Below are 17597 nucleotides of genomic sequence, written 5' to 3' on the forward strand. Positions count from 1 at the left end.
GCATGGCAACCATCGCCGGCCCTGCGCACCTTCAGCCACCATAAGGACAACAAATGGTAGAAGCACATGGGCGCCGGCAGGAGACACTGCCCCGCATGAACCGCCGCACGCTGCTGCGCGCCGCCGGCACGCTGGCCGCGATCGCCGCCGCGCCGGGCCTGGCCAGGGCCGGCGCAACGACGCTGCGCAAGGTGCGTTCGTCGGCCAGCGACGCAGTCGAGCTTGCGGTATACGAAACGGGCAACCCATCGGCCCGCAGCGTGATCTTCATACATGGCTACTCCCAAAGCCACGCGAGCTGGGTCCGGCAACTGGACGATCCTGGCCTGCGGCAGGCCCTGCACATGGTGGCCTTCGACCTGCGCGGCCACGGCGAATCAGGCAAGCCCATGACGGCCGAGGCCTACCGCGATCCGCGCCGATGGGCCGACGACCTGGCCTCGGTGATACGCGCCACCTGCCGGACCCCCCCCTGTCTGGTCGGCTGGTCCTATGCGGGCCGGGTGATCAACGACTACCTCTGCGTGTACGGCGACGCCGCGATCGCCGGCATCGATTATGTGTCGGCCACGTCCACCTCCGCCCCCGGCACCCTGGGCCGTTCGGCGGCGCTGATGCGCCCCCTCGCGTCGGAAGATCCCGCCGTAGCGGACGCCGCCATCGAGCCATTCCTGCGGGCCTGCTTCGAACGCCAGCCCACGCCCGAGGCCATGGCGCAGATGGTCCGCTTCAACAGGCAGACGCCGCCCGCGGTGCGCCGCTACCTGGGCGGGCGGCCCGCCGACTACGACGCCGTCCTGCGGCGGGTGCGCAAGCCCGTGCTGGTGAGCCACGGCGAGCTCGACCAGATCTCGGCCGTGGCCATGAGCCGGCACACCGCCAGCCTGATCCCGCAGGCCCTGCTCTCTCTCTACCCGGGCATCGGCCACGCCTGCTTCTACGAAGACCCGCAGCGCTTCAACGCGGAGCTGCTGGCCCTCGTTGACATGCCTTAGTTCACCCGCGCCCCGGACTTCTCCACCAGGTCGGCCCACTTGTCGATCTCGGACTGCTCGAAGCGCGCCAGGTCCCGGGTGTTCTCGCCGCCGGGCTCGACACCCTGGCCCAGCAGCTTGGCCGCCACCTCGCCGTCGGCCAGCGCCCCGGTGGCGGCCTCGCGCAGTGTCGCGAGCGCGGCGTCGGGGGTGGCCGCGGGCGCGTACAACATGAACCAGGCCACCAGGTCGAAGTCGCTGCCCGTCTGCTCGGCAATGGTGGGCACCTCGGGAGCGGCAATGCTGCGGCGGGCGCTGGAGACGCCCAGCGCCTTGAGCTTGCCGGCCTTCACATGGGGCAGCACCGCTGCCGGGTGATAGAACATGAATTGGGTCTGCCCCGACATCACGTCGGACATCGCCATGGCGCCTTCCTTGTAGGGCACGTGCATCATTTCGCCGCCCACGCGCGCCTTGAGCAGCTCGCCCGCGAGATGCCCCGAGGTGCCGCTGCCGGCCGAGGCGAACGCCACGCCCGGCGGCTTGGCGGCCATGTCGGCAAGCTGCGCCAGCGTGTCCGGCCCGCCGGCGCCCGCCACCAGGAAGGTCGGCGTCTGGCCGACGAACGCCACCGCAGCGAAGTCCTTCATGGGGTCATAGCCCGGATTCTTGTAGAGCGACTCGTTGATGGCATGCGTGCCCACGGTTCCCATCACCACGGTGTAGCCGTCGGCCGCGGCACGCGCCACCTGGCCGGTGCCGATGGTGCCCCCGGCGCCCGCCCGGTTCTCCACGATCACCTGCTGGCCCAGGCGGCGCCCCATGGCCTCGGCCACGATGCGCGCAATCGTGTCCGTGGTGGTGCCCGGCCCGAACGGCACCACCATCGTCACGGGGCGGGTCGGAAAGTCGGCCGCCCGTGCGCCTGCGGTCCAGCCCAGGCCGGCCGAGGCCAGGACCAGGCCGAGCAGGGTCCGGCGCGCAATGGATCGTGGCAGTTTCATCGTTGTCTCCTCGCTTTTGGTTCTGTGTATGTGTTTGAAATGCGGGACAGCAATACGGCCGTTATCGAGGGGGTGTCCCGAACCCTTCCGGCACTTCGCCTTCATACTGCACGTCGCGGCTGGCCTGGTACGACAGCGCGAAGCCGATGGGCGACTGCAGCTCTTCGTTGAGATGGGCGATGAGCCCCGCGGTGCGCGCCAGGATGGGCACGCCCCGCAGCGCCGCCAGCGGGAATCCCACGCCCAGCAGCACCGCCGGAATGGCGGCCGACACGTTCAGGCGCAGGTCCTTGCCCACCACGTCGGGGATGGCCCGCTCCACCACCTCGGCGATGTCCACATAGCGCATGTCGGCGCCACTGTCGCGCGCCACGGCGAACAGCCGCGCCACACGGGGGTCGCGGTCTTTGTGCAGGGGATGCCCATAGCCGGGGATGGCGCGGCGCGCGGCGCGGTATTCGGCCAGCACGGCGCGCGCCGCTTCTTCCGCGTCGCCCTGTTCGCCGGCGCGCAGGTGGATCTCGTGCAGCATGCGCCCGGCATTTTCCGATGCGCCCAGGATCACCGAGCCGCATCCGAGGATGCCGGCCGCCACGGCGCCCTGCAGCGCATCGGGCGCGGCGGCCAGCGTCATGCGGCTGGCCTGCACGCTGGGCACGAGGCCGTGCTCGGCGATCGCGACCAGTGTCGCGTCCAGGACCGCGCTCGCGGCGGGCGCGGGACGCCGCCCCGTGACCAGCAGGTGGAAGTAGTCGCTGAACGAGACCTTGCCTATCAGGTCCTGGCACAGGTCCGCGCCGCGCACGACGATGGTGTGTTCATCGGATGTGCAGATGGACGTACGCGGCACGGTTTGCTTGCCGATCTTCATGGTGGAACTCCTCGATTGAAGCGCTGCGCGTCAGGCCGCCGGCTTGCCCAGCGACGACCTGATCTCCTCGTTGTGTTCGCCCAGTACGGGAGGCGGGCGCACCTGGGTGGGCCGCACGCCATCGAAACTGACCGGCGAGCGCACCGTGCGCCACTTGCCCAGCGCGGGATGCTCGCCTTCGATCTCCAGGCCCAGGTGCCGGGCCTGCGGGTCCTCCAGCACCTCGCGGGTGTCGTACATGGGCGCGTGCGGCACGTCCTCGGCCTGCAGCCTGGCGCACCAGTCCGCGCGCGTGCGGCCGGCGAATATGCCGCCCAGCAGATCGATCAGGGCCTCCTGGTTGGCGATCCGGCCCTCCCGCGTCGCGAAGCGCGGATCGTCGAAGATGTCCGGCCTCTCCATGGCCCTTGCCAGGCCGCGCCAGAACTTCTCGGGCGAAGACATGTGCAGCGCCAGCCACTTGCCGTCGGCGCAGGCCAGCACGTACGACTGCGAGACGCGCGGCCGGCTGTACGGGCCCATGATTTCGCCCTGCGAGAAGAAGTGGGTGAAGGCATCCAGGTTGAAGTGGCACATGGCCTCGAACATCGACACCTCCACCGTGCGTCCCAGGCCCGTGCGCGCACGCTCGACCAGCGCGCCCAGGATCCCGTAAGCCGCATAGAAGCCGGTGAGCGCATCGGCGATCGCCGGCCCCACGACCCGCGGGTTTTCGGGATTGACCAGCAGGTTCAGGAAGCCGCTGGCAGCCTGCGCCACCGTATCGTAGGCCGGCCGCGCCGCGGCAGGCCCAGTCTGCCCGAAGCCGCTGATGGCGCAATAGACGAGCCGCGGGTTGAGTTCCCGCAGGCGCTGCTCCCCTGCTCCCAGCCGCCCGGCCGCACCCGGGCGGAAGTTCTGGATGTAGACGTCGGCGTCGCGCACCAGCGCGTCGAACAACTCGAGGTCGGCGGGCGACTTGGTGTCGAGCTCTATGCTGCGCTTGTTGCGGTTGTAGGTCTGGTAGTGCGGACTGTAGAGCCCGCCCTGGAAGGCGCGGAACGGGTCGCCCGTGCCGGGCTGCTCGACCTTGATGACGTCGGCGCCCAGGTCGGCAAGCAGCATCCCGGCCGCCGGCCCGGTGATGAACGTGCCCTGCTCGATGACCGTGATGCCGTCCAGTACTTTTGCCATGCACGCTCCCTCGCGATGAATCCACAACGGGGAACAAGGCTATTCGGCGCTGACAAAAGATGGAAATGATTAATTTCGTCATTTATCATTGACAGCATCGATGGAAAGCGCGGAGGGCAAACGGCATGGAACTGCGGCACCTGCGCTACTTCCTCGCGCTGGCGGGCTCGCTCAATTTCACACGGGCGGCGGAACGCGTGCACGTCACCCAGTCCACGCTGTCCCACCAGATACGGCAGCTCGAGGAAGAGATCGGACAGCGCCTGTTCGACCGCAGCGGCAGGCGCGTCGCGCTCACCGAAGCCGGCCTGTCGTTCCAGGCCTATGCGGCGCGCGCGCTGCGCGAAATCGACCAGGGGCTCGGGGAGCTGAAGCAAGGCACGGCAGCCATCACGGGCGTGGTGCGCATCGGCACCACCCACACCTTCAACCAGGGCTTCATCCCGGACGCGGCCGCGCGCTTTCTCGAGCAGAACGGCACGGTGAAGGTGGTGGTGGAAGAACTCGCCGCAGACGTCATCGCGGCCCGTCTCGAAGAAGGAGAGCTGGATTTCGGCGTGGCCTACAGGCCCGACGCGCCCGGCCGCCTGCAATTCGAGCCCTTGTACAACGAGGAACTGGTGCTGGCCGTCGCCCCCTCCCATCCCCTGGCGGCACGGCGGCGCATCCGCATGATCGAACTGCATCGCGAGCCGCTGATATTGCTTCCGGCCAGCTACTCCACGCGCCGCCTGCTCGACGAATGCTTCCGCGCGGCAGGGGCGCAACCCAATGTGGTGGCCGAAATGAACGCCATCGCCGCCATGCTGGGGGTGGTGGCCCGAACGCGCATCGGCGCCATCGTTGCGGCCAGCGCCATGACGGTCGGCTCCACGCTGCGCATGATCCCGATGGAAAGCCCCACGCCGATGCGCACGCCGGGGTTGCTGTTCAACGCGGCCCGGCCGCTGGGCCGGGCCAGCCGCGCCTTTGCCGCGCTGTTGCGCAAGCAGGCCACCAGCGGCCGCCCGCGTCAGCCCCCGACCAGGCAGGCCAGCAGGGCCCGCGCGGCCGGCGCCGAGGAAGCCGGATTCTGACCCGTCACCAGCAGGCCGTCGCTGGCCACGTGCGGCTGCCAGTCCTCGGCACGCTCGTAGCGGCCGCCCAGGCGGCGCAGCGCGTCCTCCACCAGGAAAGGCACCACCTCGCTCAGGCCGATGGCGGCCTCCTCGCTGTTGCTGAAGCCGGTGACGCGGCGGCCCGCCACCAGCGGCTCGCCAGTCGCAGACCTGGCATCGCGCAGCACGCCGGGCGCATGGCACACCGCTGCCACCGGCTTGCCGGCGGCCAGCATGGCCTCGATCAGGGCGATGCTGGCCGTGTTCCCGGCCAGGTCCCAGAGCGGACCATGCCCGCCCGGATAGAACACGGCGTCGTAGTCGGCCGCGCTCACGCGGGCCAGCGGCACGGTGGCCGCCAGCCTGGCCTGGGCCTGCGCATCGCCGCGCAGCCTCGCGGTGGCGTCGGTCTGGGCCTCGGGCGCCTCGCTGCGGGGATCCACCGGCGGCTGGCCGCCCTGCACCGAAGCCAGCGTGATCTCGGCGCCCGCGTCCAGAAAGACGTAATACGGCGCAGCGAACTCCTCGAGCCAGAAACCCGTCGGGTGACCTGTGTCGCCGAGCACGGCGTGGGAAGTCAGGACCATCAGTATCTTCATGCTGTCCGCCTGCTTCTGCGTATTCATGCCGCCACCCCTGTGTCGTGGCCTACGCGCACGACGCGCTTGCCGGCGTTCTCGCCGCGCAGCAGGCCGATGAGGCCGCGCGGCGCCTGCGACAGGCCCTCCACCACGTCCTCGCGGTACTTGATGCGGCCCTCGTCCACCCACGCCGTCATGGCGGTGCGGAACTCGTCGTAGCGGTGGCCGTAGTCGAGGAAGATGATGAAGCCCTGCATGTGGATGCGGCGCGACAGGACGGTGCGCATCAGCTGCGGCACCCTGTCGGGCCCCTCGGGCAGGCCCGTGGCGTTGTAGTCGGCCACCAGGCCGCACACCGGCACGCGGGCGCGCGGGTTCAGCAGCGGCAGCACCGCCTGGAACACCTTGCCGCCCACGTTCTCGAAATACACGTCGATGCCGTCCGGCGCCACCTCGGCCAGCCGCTGCGCGAGATCGTCCGCGCGGTGGTCCAGGCAGGCGTCGAAGCCGAGCTCCTGCACCGCATAGCGGCACTTGTCGGCGCCGCCGGCGATACCCACCACGCGGCAGCCTTTGAGCCTGGCGATCTGCCCAACCACCGCGCCCACCGCGCCGGTGGCTGCGGCCACCACCACGGTTTCGCCTGCCTGCGGCCGCCCGATGTCGAGCAGGCCCATGTAGGCCGTGAAGCCCGGCATGCCCAGCACGCCCAGGGCCCAGGAAGGATGGGCGGGATCGCGGCCCAGCGGCAGCAGTCCGGTGCCGTCGGACACGGCGTAGTCCTGCCAGCCGGATTGCGCGAGCACCCAGTCGCCCTCGGCGTAGTCGGGATGGCGCGATGCCGCCACGCGGCAGACGGTGCCGCCCACCATGGTTTCCCCCAGCGCCACCGATGGCGCATAGGAGCGTGCGTCGCTCATGCGTCCGCGCATGTAGGGATCGAGCGAAAGGTACACCGTGCGCAGCAGCACCTGGCCGTCGGCGGGTTGCGGCACGGGGCCGGTCTCCAGGCGGAAATCGCTGTCCTTGGGCTCGCCCACGGGGCGGGCGGCCAGCACGATGCGCCGGTTCACATCGGCGCGCTGGGTCTCGGGCATGGGATTCTCCTCGGGCGTACGGACAATGGGTCCACTCTACTACGGCCGCCGCCGGCGGCGCTATCATGCCGGCATCCCTACCGTAGCCGAATCCCATGACCGTCTTCGACCAGCTGCAGCACCTGCTCGACACGCATCACGTCTCCTATCGCCTGCTCGAGCATCCCGCGGCAGGCCGTTCGGTGGAAGTGGCCGCCATCCGCGGCACTGCCGTCAGCCAGGGCGCCAAGGCCCTGGTGTGCCGCATCAAGATCACGTCCAACCAGCGCCGCCACGTGCTGGCCGTGTTCCCTGCCGACAGGCAGGCCGACCTGGAGGCCATCGCCGCGGCCGCCGGCGGCAAGAAGGCCTCGCTGGTGCCGCACGAGGTGGCGCGCGCGCTCACGGGCTGCGAGATCGGGGCCATCCCTCCCTTCAGCTTCAACCCCGAACTGGCGCTGCTGGTCGACCCGACGCTGCGTACCCGCCACGACGAGATCGTATTCAACGCGGGACGGCTCGACGCTTCCATCCTCATGCGGGCGGACGACTATTTCCGCGTGGCCGGGCCGCAGCTGGCTCCCATCGTGCGCGACTGACCGCCATGTGCCTCGCCGTCCTCGCCCTGCATCGCGTGCCCGGCATTCCGGTGCTGATCGCGGCCAACCGCGACGAGTTCCACGCCCGCCCTGCGGCGCCGGCCGCGGCCTGGCCCGGCAGCCCCGTCCTCTACGCCGGCCGCGACCTGCAGGCCGGCGGCACCTGGATGGGCGTGACCGACACCGGCCGCTTTGCCGTCGTCACGAACTTCCGCGATCCCGCCCACGTGCTGCCCGGCGCGCCCTCGCGCGGCGCGCTGGTCGAGCGCTATCTGCGCGGCACCGCCACGCCTGCCGAATACCTCGCGGCGCTGCATGCCGAGGGCGCGCGCTACAACGGCTTCAACCTGATCGTGGGCAATGGCGGCACAGCCTGGTACGCCAGCAATCGCGGCGCCGCCCCGCGCGAGCTGCCCGCCGGCATCTACGCCCTGTCCAACCATCTGCTGGACACGCCCTGGCCCAAGCTGGCCCGCACCAAGGCCGCCTTCGCGCGCCTCATCGACGGCGCGGGCCGCCAGCCAGACCTCGCCGGCCTGTACGCCGCCCTGGCAGACTCCCGGCCTGCGGACGACGCCGAGCTGCCGGACACCGGCGTGGGGCTCGCGCGCGAACGGCTGCTGAGCAGCCCGTTCATCGTGAGCCCGGACTACGGCACGCGCGCCTCCACCCTCCTCGCGCTGCATGCCGACGGCAAAGGCGAACTGCACGAGCGGCGCTTCGATCCGGCCGGCCGACCCATCGGCGACACCGAGCTGCAATTCCGCTGGCAGCCCGCCTGAGCCGCTGCGCCGGCTGCTCGGCGCAGCGGGCATGGCGATTGCTCTCCGACATGACGGGTGGCCGAGCCACCCCCGATGCGCCGGAGATCCCAATGCCTTATCTGCTCAGTACCGCCAATACCGGCCTGCCCACCGAAGCCCAGGTCGAACGCCTCGCCGAGATGATGCAGGCCGACGGCCACGACGTGGCCTACACCGACGACCCGCATGCCGAACAGGAGCACGACATCCACGGCAGCCCCGTCACCTGCCCTGTGGCCGAACCCGACTTCAAGCGCTACCTGGCCCTCGCTGCGGCACTGGGCAGCGACGGCCCGCAGGGCTGAGCTGCACCGTCATGTCGTGGCTCACCCGCCTGCGCTCCGGGCAGGTACGCGCGCCCGTACGCGAATCCCTGCGCGTGCCGCTGCAGACCATCGCCGCGGTGCTGTGCGCCTATTTCGCCATGCGCCTGCTGGCGCTGCCGGAACAGGGCTGGGCCGCCTTCTCGGCGCTCTTCGTGGTGCGCGCCAGCATGGAAGGCACAGTGGGCGAGGCCGGTGCGCGGATACTTGGGGCGCTGGTCGGCGTGGCCATCGGCGTGGTGCTCGCCCTGCTGCACCGCAACGGGTGGCCGGCGGTCATGGTGCTGAGCGTGGGCATCGGCCTGATGAGCGCGATTGCCACGCGCTGGCCCATCCTGAGCTACGGCCTGGTCACCGTGGCCATGCTCACGGTGGAACCCGACCCTGACATCCTGGACGGCGCCTGGGACAAGATCTGCGCCATTGCCGTAGGGTCGACGGCCGGCGCGGCCGCCGGCCTGGCGATATTTCCGCTCTCGGCCCGCCGCCTTGCGCGGGCCAACCTGGCTGACTCGCTGGAGTCGCTGGGCGAGGTCGCGGAACAGTGCCTCGCGACCTTCATCGACCATCACGCCAAACCGCGCGAGACCGACTACTCCACCATGGAGCCCGCCTCCGAGTCTGCCCGCCGCGTCCTCATGCAGGCGCGCGTGGGGCCCCTGCGCCGCCTGCACCGCGTGCGCGCCGCGCGCGCGCTGCAGGAGCGGGTCGACAGCCTGTGGCGCGTGCTGCCCATCCTCGATCATGCCACCTCGCAGCCCCTGTCGGCCCCTGCCTGCCAGGCCATGGCCGAATCGCTCGAGTGCATCGCCCGGGCGTTCCGCGAGGACACGAGCCGGCTTGCCGACTGCATACGCCGGGAGCGGGGCGACGACGCCGAGCTGGCCGCAGCGTCGGCGTGCCGCGAGGCATTCGAACGGGCCGCCCGGGCCGAACTGGACGGCACCGACCGCCAGGCGCTGCAGTTGGCCCGCTGGGCCTGGGAAGTCATGCTGCGCGAGACGCGCTTCCTGCAGCAAAGCCTGCCCGCCCGGTAAGCGCGCCGACGTTGCCGGGAAGCACCGCGTCCGGGCGCAACATTACCGACTGCGCCGGCGCAGGTCTCAACGGGCTACCAATAGGCCAGCACCAGCCCGACGACGATCACGGCAATGCAGATTCCCAACGCCACCCGGATCCAGTGCGGCGATGGCTTGCCGTGCCGCCGGCGCATCCAGGCGCGGACCCAGCGCTCGTCCGTCTCGTCGTAGCGTCCGACCGTCAGGTTCTCCTGCAACGCATCTTCGCCGTACTGGCCGACCCATCGCTGCACGTCCTGGATACTGCGGAATTCTGCCATCGCTCAGCCTCCGTATCGTCCTGGGAACAATACTAGCGGGGAGCCCGGCGCGCGAGGCTACAGAACGTGCAAGGCGGCAACGGTCCGCTTCGGCGTCCCGCGGCCGCGCGGCCTGTGTCAGCGGATCACCGCCGTCCCGGTGATCACCACGCCCGGCTGGACGGGATAGACCGGCGCGGGCACGACGACGGGCGCATAGCCGGCCGGCTTGCACTTGCGCTCTTCCTTGTACTCGCCGTTACCCTTCCACTTGCGCTCCACCTTGCAGCCGCCCTCCCAATATTCTTCCTTGTAATCGCCACGCTTGTGGCCACCGCGATAGCCGCCGTGGCCGGACTCGTCCTTCCAGGGGTCGGCCATGACGGGGGCTGCTGCCATGGCGGCCATGCCCAGGAACACAATCAGTCGGATTTTCATGATGTCTGCTCGATACGAAATCAGGAATGGCAGCATCTTAGGCGGGGCTGCCCATGACAGGCCGCTACATGTGTAAGGATCTGCAGAGATCACCGTGGTTCGCACGGGGTATTCCGGCATATCATCGGGCCTGATCACATCCCGGGAAAGGCCATGTCCACGCCGCTGATCCTCACCTACACGCTGGTGGCCGCCGCTTCGGTCGTCAGCCCCGGCCCCGCCACCATGCTGGCCATCCGCAACGGGCTGAGCGGCAATTTCCGCCATGTTTTCTACGGCGCGCTGGGCAACGTGACCGGCCTGTTCTGTCTCTCGGCTGCCTCCATGCTGGGGCTGAGCGTGCTGCTGCAGACTTCGGCAGCGCTGTTTCTCGGTGTCAAGATCGTGGGCGCGGCCTACTTGTTCTATTTGGGCTTCAGGCACCTGCGGGGTCGCGGCATGCTGCCGCCTGCCCGGGAAGAAATCCAGCCGGCGCGGCCGGGCTGGCTCTACTGGCGCGAGGCCTGCACGCTGGCCATCACCAACCCCAAGCCCATCCTGTTCTTCGGCGCGCTCTTCCCCCAGTTCCTCGCGGCCGACGAGCCGCCATGGCCGCAGTTCCTCGTGCTCACCGGCATATTCTGTGCACTGTCCCTGATTTCGCTGCACGGCTATGCGCTGCTGGCCTACCGGGCACGCGGGGCGCTCGTGCGGCCGCGCGTGATCCGCTGGCTGGACCGCACGGTGGGCAGCCTGTTCGTGGCGTTCGGCGCCGGGTTGCTGGCCCTGAGGCGTACGTAGCCGCCGGCAGCGGCTGCACTATTGCGCCCGGTGCTCGAGTTCGAGCTGGATGCGCGCGCCCTGCTTGCGCAGCGCCTCCTCGGCCGGCCCCTGGCCGTCTTCTATGCTGGCGAATCCGTACTTCTGCCGGATCTGCCTCACCACGGAACCATCCGACCTCTCGAACCGCAGGATGAAGCGCCACAAGCCGTTCCGTTCGTCCTGCTCCCAGTCCACATGCCCGCTGATACGCAAATTCTGGTCCATTGCCCTTGCCCTCCTGTTGGTTGGCCGGCCCAGAATAATGCACGCGCATTTCAGCATCGATACAGAACCTGTCCCCCAACGAGCGGCCAGAGGGGTGCCAACGGGGGAGGCGGCCGGCGCGGCCAGCCTGCCGCGCCCGCTAGAAGCTGCCGAACAGCGTTCCGAGCGTGATCACCAGGGCCAGCGCCGGCAGCGGAACCAGGATCGTGACCGCAGCGATGTCCCCGTACGACTGGCGATGGTTCAGCTTGCAGATCGCCAGCAAGGTGATGATCGCGCCGCAATGCGGCAGGGTGTCCATGCCGCCGGCCGCCATGACCGCCACGCGGTGCATCAATTCGGGGCTGATCCCCGCCTCCTGCGCCATGCGCAGGTAATCGCCGCCCAGGGTCTGCAGCGCGATGCTCAGCCCGCCCGACGAGGACCCCGTGATCCCGGCCAGTACGTTCATCGCGACCGCTTCGGAGATCAGCGGGTTGCCGGGCGTCAGGTTCAGCACCGCATCGCGGATGATGGCGAACCCCGCCAGCCCCGCGATGACCGCCCCATAGCCGACCTCGGACGCCGTATTGAACAGGGGCAGCATGAAACCGAACACGCCCTTGTTGACCGTGTCCTTGAGGTCGGACCAGCGTCCCAGGCGCACCAGCACCAGCGTCGCGCACGCTGCCGCCAGGGCAATGATGAGCGACCAGAGGCCCACGATCTTCCCCGGCTCCACCTGGGGGAAGCGGCCGGCCAGGAACGAGAAATCGACGCGCGGGAAAATGGCATAGGTGAACAGCGCATTGATGCCCACCACCATCAGCAGGGGCAGCAGGGCCAGTGCGACCGGCATCACGGACCAGCGCCCGCCCTCCTCGCGCCCGGCCTGCTCCTGCGCCGTTTCCTCATGCTCTCCGAAGCCCTCCCCGGCGGCCCGCGCACTTGCGGCACGGCGCTGCAGCCACCAGAGGCCGCCGCCGAGCATGACCATCGCCGCCATCACGCCCAGCCCCGGCGCGGCGAACACGTTGGTCCCGAAATACGGGATGGGAATCGCGTTCTGGATGGCCGGCGTGCCCGGCAGCGCCGTCATCGTGAAAGTGAAGGCGCCCAGCGCGATCGTTGCCGGAATCAGCCGCTTGGGAATCTGCGCCGCCTTGAAAAGGTCCAGCGCAACGGGATAGATGGCGAACGCCACCACGAACAGCGACACGCCGCCATACGTCAGCAATGCGCAGGCCAGCACCACGGTGACGATCGCCCGCCGCTCGCCCACGTTGCGCACGATCCAGCGCGCCAGGGTGTTGGCGGCGCCCGAATCGGCCATCAGCTGCCCGAACAGCGAGCCCAGCAGGAAGATGGGCAGGAACTGCAGCACATAGCCGCTCAGGGCCGACATGAACGTGCTGGTATAGATGGGCAGCAGCCAGCCGGCATCGCCGGACAGCAGCACCGCCAGCGCGCCCATCAGCGGCGCCAGCAGCAGAACGGTGATGCCGCGGTAGGCCAGGTACATCAGCAGCGCCAGCGAAACGGCAATGGCAAGCGTACTCGGGATCATGGAGCTCCTCTGACTGTTCCGGTTGCGAAGGATTACAGAATCATCGCATGCGCAGGGACTTGAAATTATGGCGGGCACCCAGAAATCAGGTTCAGGGGATGCCGTACCGGGTCCTCTATTGAAGCTTGCTGAAATATCAGGAGGTTCGAAACATGAATACTGCTTTCTCTCTGGCTCCGTTGTTCCGCCACTCCGTTGGCTTCGACCGTTTCAACGATCTGTTCGAGTTCGCCCTGCGCAACGACACCGGCAGCACCTATCCGCCCTACAACGTGGAAAAGCGCGGCGACGATGACTACCGCATCGTCGTGGCCGCCGCCGGCCTGTGCGACCAGGACCTGGACGTGCAGGTCGAGCGCGGCATGCTCACCATCACCGGCGGCCGCCGCGAGAAGGGCGACGACAAGGTGACCTACCTGCACCAGGGCATCGCGCAGCGCGCCTTCAAGCTGTCGTTCCGCCTCGCCGACCACATCGAAGTGCGCGGCGCGCACCTGGAGAACGGCCTGCTCCACATCGACCTGGTCAGGAACGTTCCCGAGGAAGCCAAGCCCAAGCGCATCCCGATCGGCGGCGTGAACATGGCGCAGGATCCGCAGCCCGCGCTGGCCAACGCCGCCTGAGGCGGCCGGACCGCAACGCCGCGCACGGCATGCCTGTGCGCGGCGTTTTTGCGTTGGCGCGGCGATGTTGCCGCACGGCAACGGGAAGTTCAGGCCTCCGGCTCTCGCCGCAGTACCCGGCCGGGCCGCGCCCCGCTGGGCTTGCCGTTGCGCCAGACCACTGCGCCGTTGACCAGCACGGTGTCGATGCCGGCCGAGGGAGCGACAGGCCTTTCGAAAGTGGCCCGCTCGTTCACCGTCCCGGCGTCGAAAAGCACCAGGTCGGCATAGGCGCCTTCGCGCACCACGCCGCGATCGGCCAGGCCGAATCGCGCGGCGGTCAGCCCGCTCATCTTGTGCACCGCCTTCTCCAGCGGAAACAGACCCAGGCCGCGCCCATAATGGCCCAGCACACGCGGAAACGTGCCCCACAGGCGCGGGTGCGGCTGCTCGTCGTGCGGCAGCCCGTCCGAACCGATCATGGTTTCGTCGAACTGCAGGATGCGCTGCACGTCGGCGTCGTCCATGCGGAAGTAGATCGCCCCGGCCGGCTGCAGGCGGCGGACCGCCTCTTCCAGCGAGCAGTCCATCTCATGCGCGACGTCGGCCAGGTCGCGGCCGGCGTACTGCGGCAGGCTCCGGGACCACGTCACGATGGTGCGCGACGATCCCGCCGCCTGCTTGTGGGTGAGGATCGTGGACGATGCCGGATAGGGATAGCAATCCAGGCACACCGGCTGCTGCGCCATGGCCTCGCGGATGCGCTGCAGCGTCTGCACCGAGCGCCCATGGTTTTTCACGCCCGCCAGCTTGTGGTGCGAGATGACCACCGGCACGCCCAGCTCGCGGCCGATGCGGAAGGTTTCCTCCAGCGCCGCCATGATGTCGTCGCCTTCGTCGCGCATGTGGGTGCAGTACAGCCCGCCGTACCCGGCCAGCGGGCGGCAGATGTCGATCACCTCTTCGGCCGGAGCCGCCATGGCCGGGGCGTAGGCCAGGCCGGTCGATACGCCGATGGCGCCGGACTCCATGGCTTCGATCACGTGGTCGCGCATGGCGGCGATCTCGGCGGCGCTGGCGGGCCGCGCCACGTCGTCCATGGTGATCACGCGCAGTGTGGAATGGCCCACCAGCATGGCGCAGTTGGTAGCCGCGGGCTGGGCGCGCAGGGCATCCAGATAGTCGCCGAAGCGCGCATACCGGTACCATTGGCCGGTGTTGTCCAGCAGGTCCAGCGGCGGCGTCATGGTGGCGGGCGCGGGCTGGGTCATCGGCGCCAGCGAAATGCCGCAATTGCCGCCGATCACCGTGGTGACTCCCTGGCTCACTTTGGCCGCCATGTCGCCGCCCGACAGCATGGCGCGGTCGTCGTGGGTATGCGCGTCGATGAAGCCGGGTGCGGCCACCAGACCGCGCGCATCGATCTCCAGGCGCCCGCGTGCGCCGTTCAGGTCGGCCACGCGGGCGATGCGGTCGCCGTCGATGCCGATGTCGCCGTCAAACCGCATCGCGCCGGTGCCGTCGACGATCTCGGCGTGGCGGATCAATACGTCATAAGTGGCTTGCATGATGGCACCTCGTCAAGAAAGCCCGGCTGCGGCGTCGGCCACCGGGCAGAAATGGCGGAAATCCCAGCCGCGCCCCGGCGCCGCATCGAGCAGCGCCTGGGTGTACGGCTGCTGCGGGGCGGTCAGGACCTGTGCGGCCGGCCCGCTCTCCACCATGCGGCCGTGCTGCATGACCATGATGGAATCACATATCTGCGCCGCCACGCGCAGATCGTGCGTGATGAACAGCACGGCCACGCCGGTGCGCGCCCGGATGTCGTCCAGCAAGGACAGCACCTGGGCCTGCACGGAAACGTCGAGCGCCGAGACGGCCTCGTCCGCCACCAGGATGTCGGGCTCCAGCGCCAGCGCCCGCGCGATGCAGATGCGCTGGCGCTGGCCGCCGGAGAACTGGTGCGGGTAGCGCTGCAGCACGCCGGCGTCCAGCCCCACCAGCTCCATCAGCGTGCCCGCGCGGTCCAGCGCCTGCGTGCGCGGCATGCCGTAGTTGACCAGGCCCTCGATGATCGATTCGCCGACCTTGACGCGCGGATTGAGCGACCGGTAGGGATCCTGGAACACGATCTGCACCCGCTGGCGCAAGGGCCGCAGGCGCCGCCCGCCGACGCCGGCGATCTCGTCGCCGTGCACCCGGATGCTGCCCGAGCTGGGCTCCTGCAGGCGCACGATGCAGCGCGCGACGGTGGATTTGCCGGATCCCGACTCGCCCACGATGCCGAGGATCTCGCCGCGCCGCAGCGTCAGGCCTATGTCCACGGCAGCCGCCACCACCCGCGAACGGCCGAACAAGCGCCGCTCGGCATAAGTCTTGTGCAGCCCTGCCACTTCCAGCACCACGCCTTCCTGGTTCGGGGCGCGCGGCTCGGGCACCAGGCTGGGCACGGAAGACACCAGCATCCGGGTGTAGTCCTGCGCCGGGGCCGCCAGGATCTGGCGGCGCGCCCCCACCTCCACCACCTGCCCGCGGTTCATCACCGCGACCCGGTCCGCGATCTCGGCCACCACGCCGAAATCGTGCGTGATGAACAGCACGGCGGTATTGTGCTTTTCCTGCAGCTCGCGGATCAGGGCCAGGATCTGCTTCTGGGTCGTCACGTCCAGGGCGGTGGTGGGCTCGTCGGCGATCAGCAACCGGGGCTCCAGGATGAGCGCGATGCCGATCACCACCCGCTGGCGCTGGCCGCCCGACAACTGGTGCGGATAACAGTCGTAGATGCGCTCCGGCTCGGGCAGGTGCACGGCGGCCAGCATCTCGAGTACCCGGCGCCGGCGCTCGCGCTTGTCGTAGTCGCGATGGATGCACAACACCTCGTCGATCTGCCGGCCCACCGTCTCGACCGGATTGAGGGCGGTCATGGGCTCCTGGAAGATCATCGCCATCCGGGTGGCGCGCAGTTCGCGCAGGCGTTCCGGACTGGCGCGCAGCACGTCTTCGCCATCCAGCAGGACGCGCCCGCCGGTGCATCGCAGGTCGTCCGGCGGCAGCAGCCCCATCACCGAGAACGCCGTGACCGACTTGCCCGATCCCGATTCGCCCACCACGCAGACGGTCTCGCCGGGCCGCACGTCGAAACTCACGCCGCGCACCACGCTGCGGGCCGGCTGCCCGGCCAGGCCGACCGAGAGGTCCTCGATGCGCAGGACGGGCTGCGCCGCGGCGCCGGACTGCATGGATGTTTCGCTCATGATCTCCTCGCCATCTTGGGGTCGAGCACGTCGCGCAGCACGTCGCCCAGCACATTGACGCTGAGCAGCGTCAGGGCCAGCACCACGCCGGGATACAGCACCAGCCCGGGCTTCAGCTGGAAGTACATGCGGCCGTCGGCCATCATGTTGCCCCAGGACGGGATCTCGGTGGGCAGGCCCGCGCCCAGGAAGCTCAGCGTGGCCTCGGTGAGGATGGCCGACGCAAAAATGAAGGTGCCCTGCACGATCAGGGGGGCCACGGTGTTGGGCACCATGTGGCGCAGCAGCAGGCGATGCAGCGGCGAGCCCAGCGACACGGCGGCCTCGACGTAGGGCTCGGAGCGCACGTTCAGTATCACGCCCCGGACCAGCCGTACCACGCGGGGGATCTCGGGCACCGTGATCGCCACCAGCACGGTGACCAGCGTGCCCCCCGTCAGCGACACCAGCGCAATGGCCAGCAGGATGCTGGGAATCGCCATGATGCCGTCCATCACCCGCATGACGATGGCGTCGGCAGCGCGGAAATAACCGGCGATAACGCCGATCACCAGCCCCAGCAGGACGCTGGCGAGCATGGCGCCCAGGCCGACGATGAGCGAGACGCGTGCGCCGTACAGCACGCGCGAATAGGTGTCGCGGCCGAAGGCGTCGGTGCCCAGCCAGTGCTCGGCCGACACGCCGGCAAAGCGCCGGGCCGGGTCGATGGCGATCGGGTCCATGGTGCCGAGTACCGGCGCGAGCACCGACAGCAGCACCACGACGCTGAAGATCACGGACGCCACCAGCACCGGCGGGCTCTTTAGCGCCTGTCCGAGCTGCGTCGCCAGCGTCTGCGCGGCCGGCATGGGCATGCCGGCCGGGTCGCCGGCCTGCAGCGCGGGGCGGACGGGGTCGATGTTCATGGTTGCC

At 69.4% G+C, this 17597-nt stretch carries 20 protein-coding genes; 8 read left to right on the forward strand and 12 right to left on the reverse strand.

Going from position 1 to position 17597, the window contains the following annotated elements; translation table 11 throughout:
• The first annotated feature begins 95 nt into the window (after positions 1 to 95).
• A complete protein-coding gene (locus tag ACYBYQ_RS12365; RefSeq protein WP_459614484.1) occupies positions 96 to 995 on the forward strand; it encodes an alpha/beta fold hydrolase in 900 nt (299 codons plus the stop codon).
• Here the strand turns inward: ACYBYQ_RS12365 and ACYBYQ_RS12370 are convergent.
• The 3 genes from ACYBYQ_RS12370 to ACYBYQ_RS12380 all read right to left on the reverse strand — a co-directional run bounded on the left by ACYBYQ_RS12370 (position 992) and on the right by ACYBYQ_RS12380 (position 4022).
• Positions 992 to 1978, reverse strand: coding sequence for a Bug family tripartite tricarboxylate transporter substrate binding protein (locus ACYBYQ_RS12370; RefSeq protein WP_459614485.1), 987 nt, complete (start codon positions 1976 to 1978; stop codon positions 992 to 994). The two genes, ACYBYQ_RS12365 and ACYBYQ_RS12370, sit on opposite strands and share 4 nt — an antisense overlap.
• Positions 1979 to 2039: 61 nt before the next feature.
• The gene (locus ACYBYQ_RS12375; protein ID WP_459614486.1) at positions 2040 to 2849 is read right to left on the reverse strand and encodes a citryl-CoA lyase; all 810 of its coding nucleotides are present in this window, start codon (positions 2847 to 2849) and stop codon (positions 2040 to 2042) included.
• A gap of 30 nt (positions 2850 to 2879) precedes the next feature.
• Positions 2880 to 4022: a CaiB/BaiF CoA transferase family protein gene (locus ACYBYQ_RS12380; protein WP_459614487.1), complete on the reverse strand. Its 1143-nt coding sequence runs from the start codon at positions 4020 to 4022 to the stop codon at positions 2880 to 2882.
• A 125-nt stretch (positions 4023 to 4147) separates the two neighbouring features.
• Here ACYBYQ_RS12380 and ACYBYQ_RS12385 point away from each other — a divergent pair, with 125 nt between their 5' ends.
• Entirely contained in the window at positions 4148 to 5098 is a 951-nt protein-coding gene (locus tag ACYBYQ_RS12385) for a LysR substrate-binding domain-containing protein (RefSeq protein ID WP_459614488.1), read from the forward strand.
• On the opposite strand, the gene ACYBYQ_RS12390 is transcribed toward ACYBYQ_RS12385, so the two are convergent.
• Together ACYBYQ_RS12390 and curA are read right to left on the reverse strand one after the other, a co-directional pair.
• Positions 5035 to 5718, reverse strand: a complete 684-nt coding sequence (locus tag ACYBYQ_RS12390; protein WP_459618776.1) for a type 1 glutamine amidotransferase domain-containing protein — start codon at positions 5716 to 5718, stop codon at positions 5035 to 5037. The genes ACYBYQ_RS12385 and ACYBYQ_RS12390 overlap by 64 nt on opposite strands.
• A 23-nt stretch (positions 5719 to 5741) precedes the next feature.
• Positions 5742 to 6797: an NADPH-dependent curcumin/dihydrocurcumin reductase gene (gene curA / locus ACYBYQ_RS12395; RefSeq protein ID WP_459614489.1), complete on the reverse strand. Its 1056-nt coding sequence runs from the start codon at positions 6795 to 6797 to the stop codon at positions 5742 to 5744.
• 95 nt (positions 6798 to 6892) lie between these two features.
• Between curA and ACYBYQ_RS12400 the strand changes: the two genes are divergently transcribed.
• The 4 genes from ACYBYQ_RS12400 to ACYBYQ_RS12415 all read left to right on the forward strand — a co-directional run bounded on the left by ACYBYQ_RS12400 (position 6893) and on the right by ACYBYQ_RS12415 (position 9538).
• Positions 6893 to 7375 (forward strand): YbaK/prolyl-tRNA synthetase associated domain-containing protein, encoded by a 483-nt coding sequence (locus ACYBYQ_RS12400; protein WP_459614490.1) that lies wholly within the window; start codon positions 6893 to 6895, stop codon positions 7373 to 7375.
• Positions 7376 to 7380: 5 nt separating this feature from the next.
• On the forward strand, positions 7381 to 8157 hold the full coding sequence (locus ACYBYQ_RS12405) for an NRDE family protein (RefSeq protein ID WP_459614491.1): 777 nt from the start codon (positions 7381 to 7383) through the stop codon (positions 8155 to 8157).
• Between the two features lie 92 nt (positions 8158 to 8249).
• Positions 8250 to 8483 carry a hypothetical protein gene (locus ACYBYQ_RS12410; RefSeq protein ID WP_459614492.1) on the forward strand — a complete coding sequence of 78 codons (234 nt, stop codon included), beginning with the start codon at positions 8250 to 8252 and terminating at the stop codon, positions 8481 to 8483.
• Between the two features lie 11 nt (positions 8484 to 8494).
• Entirely contained in the window at positions 8495 to 9538 is a 1044-nt protein-coding gene (locus tag ACYBYQ_RS12415; protein WP_459614493.1) for an FUSC family protein, read from the forward strand.
• Between the two features lie 74 nt (positions 9539 to 9612).
• Here ACYBYQ_RS12415 and ACYBYQ_RS12420 read toward each other — a convergent pair whose 3' ends face one another.
• Together ACYBYQ_RS12420 and ACYBYQ_RS12425 are read right to left on the reverse strand one after the other, a co-directional pair.
• Positions 9613 to 9840 (reverse strand): hypothetical protein, encoded by a 228-nt coding sequence (locus ACYBYQ_RS12420; protein WP_459614494.1) that lies wholly within the window; start codon positions 9838 to 9840, stop codon positions 9613 to 9615.
• A 117-nt stretch (positions 9841 to 9957) separates the two neighbouring features.
• The gene (locus ACYBYQ_RS12425; protein ID WP_459614495.1) at positions 9958 to 10257 is read right to left on the reverse strand and encodes a hypothetical protein; all 300 of its coding nucleotides are present in this window, start codon (positions 10255 to 10257) and stop codon (positions 9958 to 9960) included.
• A gap of 153 nt (positions 10258 to 10410) precedes the next feature.
• On the opposite strand from ACYBYQ_RS12425, the gene ACYBYQ_RS12430 reads away from it, so the two are divergent.
• Complete coding sequence (locus tag ACYBYQ_RS12430; RefSeq protein ID WP_459614496.1) at positions 10411 to 11037, forward strand: LysE family translocator; 627 nt, start codon at positions 10411 to 10413, stop codon at positions 11035 to 11037.
• A gap of 18 nt (positions 11038 to 11055) precedes the next feature.
• Here ACYBYQ_RS12430 and ACYBYQ_RS12435 read toward each other — a convergent pair whose 3' ends face one another.
• Positions 11056 to 11283: an alpha-crystallin domain-containing protein gene (locus tag ACYBYQ_RS12435; protein ID WP_459614497.1), complete on the reverse strand. Its 228-nt coding sequence runs from the start codon at positions 11281 to 11283 to the stop codon at positions 11056 to 11058.
• Positions 11284 to 11422: 139 nt separating this feature from the next.
• Complete coding sequence (locus ACYBYQ_RS12440) at positions 11423 to 12829, reverse strand: GntP family permease (RefSeq protein ID WP_459614498.1); 1407 nt, start codon at positions 12827 to 12829, stop codon at positions 11423 to 11425.
• A 152-nt stretch (positions 12830 to 12981) separates the two neighbouring features.
• Between ACYBYQ_RS12440 and ACYBYQ_RS12445 the strand changes: the two genes are divergently transcribed.
• Positions 12982 to 13452, forward strand: a complete 471-nt coding sequence (locus tag ACYBYQ_RS12445) for an Hsp20 family protein (protein WP_459614499.1) — start codon at positions 12982 to 12984, stop codon at positions 13450 to 13452.
• 89 nt (positions 13453 to 13541) lie between these two features.
• Here the strand turns inward: ACYBYQ_RS12445 and ACYBYQ_RS12450 are convergent, their stop codons facing one another.
• Genes ACYBYQ_RS12450 through ACYBYQ_RS12460 form a run of 3 tightly spaced genes read right to left on the reverse strand, consistent with a single transcriptional unit; the run spans position 13542 to position 17539 of the window.
• The gene (locus tag ACYBYQ_RS12450; protein WP_459614500.1) at positions 13542 to 14999 is read right to left on the reverse strand and encodes an N-acyl-D-amino-acid deacylase family protein; all 1458 of its coding nucleotides are present in this window, start codon (positions 14997 to 14999) and stop codon (positions 13542 to 13544) included.
• Positions 15000 to 15011: 12 nt separating this feature from the next.
• Entirely contained in the window at positions 15012 to 16685 is a 1674-nt protein-coding gene (locus ACYBYQ_RS12455) for an ABC transporter ATP-binding protein (RefSeq protein ID WP_459614501.1), read from the reverse strand.
• The gene (locus ACYBYQ_RS12460) at positions 16682 to 17539 is read right to left on the reverse strand and encodes an ABC transporter permease (RefSeq protein ID WP_459618777.1); all 858 of its coding nucleotides are present in this window, start codon (positions 17537 to 17539) and stop codon (positions 16682 to 16684) included. The genes ACYBYQ_RS12455 and ACYBYQ_RS12460 overlap by 4 nt, the downstream gene beginning before the upstream one ends.
• Between the last annotated feature and the right edge of the window lie 58 nt (positions 17540 to 17597).

It is taken from the genome of Bordetella sp. 2513F2, assembly GCF_054642735.1.

Excerpts from the sequence above, each read along its gene's own strand:
- ACYBYQ_RS12455 (WP_459614501.1), bottom strand. The coding sequence starts at position 16,685 with ATGAGCGAAACATCCATGCAGTCCGGCGCCGCGGCGCAGCCCGTCCTG.
- ACYBYQ_RS12400 (WP_459614490.1), top strand. The coding sequence starts at position 6,893 with ATGACCGTCTTCGACCAGCTGCAGCACCTGCTCGACACGCATCACGTC.
- ACYBYQ_RS12380 (WP_459614487.1), bottom strand. The coding sequence starts at position 4,022 with ATGGCAAAAGTACTGGACGGCATCACGGTCATCGAGCAGGGCACGTTC.
- ACYBYQ_RS12415 (WP_459614493.1), top strand. The coding sequence starts at position 8,495 with ATGTCGTGGCTCACCCGCCTGCGCTCCGGGCAGGTACGCGCGCCCGTA.
- ACYBYQ_RS12385 (WP_459614488.1), top strand. The coding sequence starts at position 4,148 with ATGGAACTGCGGCACCTGCGCTACTTCCTCGCGCTGGCGGGCTCGCTC.
- ACYBYQ_RS12405 (WP_459614491.1), top strand. The coding sequence starts at position 7,381 with ATGTGCCTCGCCGTCCTCGCCCTGCATCGCGTGCCCGGCATTCCGGTG.
- ACYBYQ_RS12440 (WP_459614498.1), bottom strand. The coding sequence starts at position 12,829 with ATGATCCCGAGTACGCTTGCCATTGCCGTTTCGCTGGCGCTGCTGATG.
- ACYBYQ_RS12375 (WP_459614486.1), bottom strand. The coding sequence starts at position 2,849 with ATGAAGATCGGCAAGCAAACCGTGCCGCGTACGTCCATCTGCACATCC.
- ACYBYQ_RS12460 (WP_459618777.1), bottom strand. The coding sequence starts at position 17,539 with ATGCCCATGCCGGCCGCGCAGACGCTGGCGACGCAGCTCGGACAGGCG.
- ACYBYQ_RS12450 (WP_459614500.1), bottom strand. The coding sequence starts at position 14,999 with ATGCAAGCCACTTATGACGTATTGATCCGCCACGCCGAGATCGTCGAC.
- ACYBYQ_RS12410 (WP_459614492.1), top strand. The coding sequence starts at position 8,250 with ATGCCTTATCTGCTCAGTACCGCCAATACCGGCCTGCCCACCGAAGCC.
- ACYBYQ_RS12390 (WP_459618776.1), bottom strand. The coding sequence starts at position 5,718 with ATGAAGATACTGATGGTCCTGACTTCCCACGCCGTGCTCGGCGACACA.
- ACYBYQ_RS12370 (WP_459614485.1), bottom strand. The coding sequence starts at position 1,978 with ATGAAACTGCCACGATCCATTGCGCGCCGGACCCTGCTCGGCCTGGTC.
- ACYBYQ_RS12365 (WP_459614484.1), top strand. The coding sequence starts at position 96 with ATGAACCGCCGCACGCTGCTGCGCGCCGCCGGCACGCTGGCCGCGATC.
- ACYBYQ_RS12430 (WP_459614496.1), top strand. The coding sequence starts at position 10,411 with ATGTCCACGCCGCTGATCCTCACCTACACGCTGGTGGCCGCCGCTTCG.
- ACYBYQ_RS12435 (WP_459614497.1), bottom strand. The coding sequence starts at position 11,283 with ATGGACCAGAATTTGCGTATCAGCGGGCATGTGGACTGGGAGCAGGAC.
- curA (WP_459614489.1), bottom strand. The coding sequence starts at position 6,797 with ATGCCCGAGACCCAGCGCGCCGATGTGAACCGGCGCATCGTGCTGGCC.
- ACYBYQ_RS12420 (WP_459614494.1), bottom strand. The coding sequence starts at position 9,840 with ATGGCAGAATTCCGCAGTATCCAGGACGTGCAGCGATGGGTCGGCCAG.
- ACYBYQ_RS12445 (WP_459614499.1), top strand. The coding sequence starts at position 12,982 with ATGAATACTGCTTTCTCTCTGGCTCCGTTGTTCCGCCACTCCGTTGGC.
- ACYBYQ_RS12425 (WP_459614495.1), bottom strand. The coding sequence starts at position 10,257 with ATGAAAATCCGACTGATTGTGTTCCTGGGCATGGCCGCCATGGCAGCA.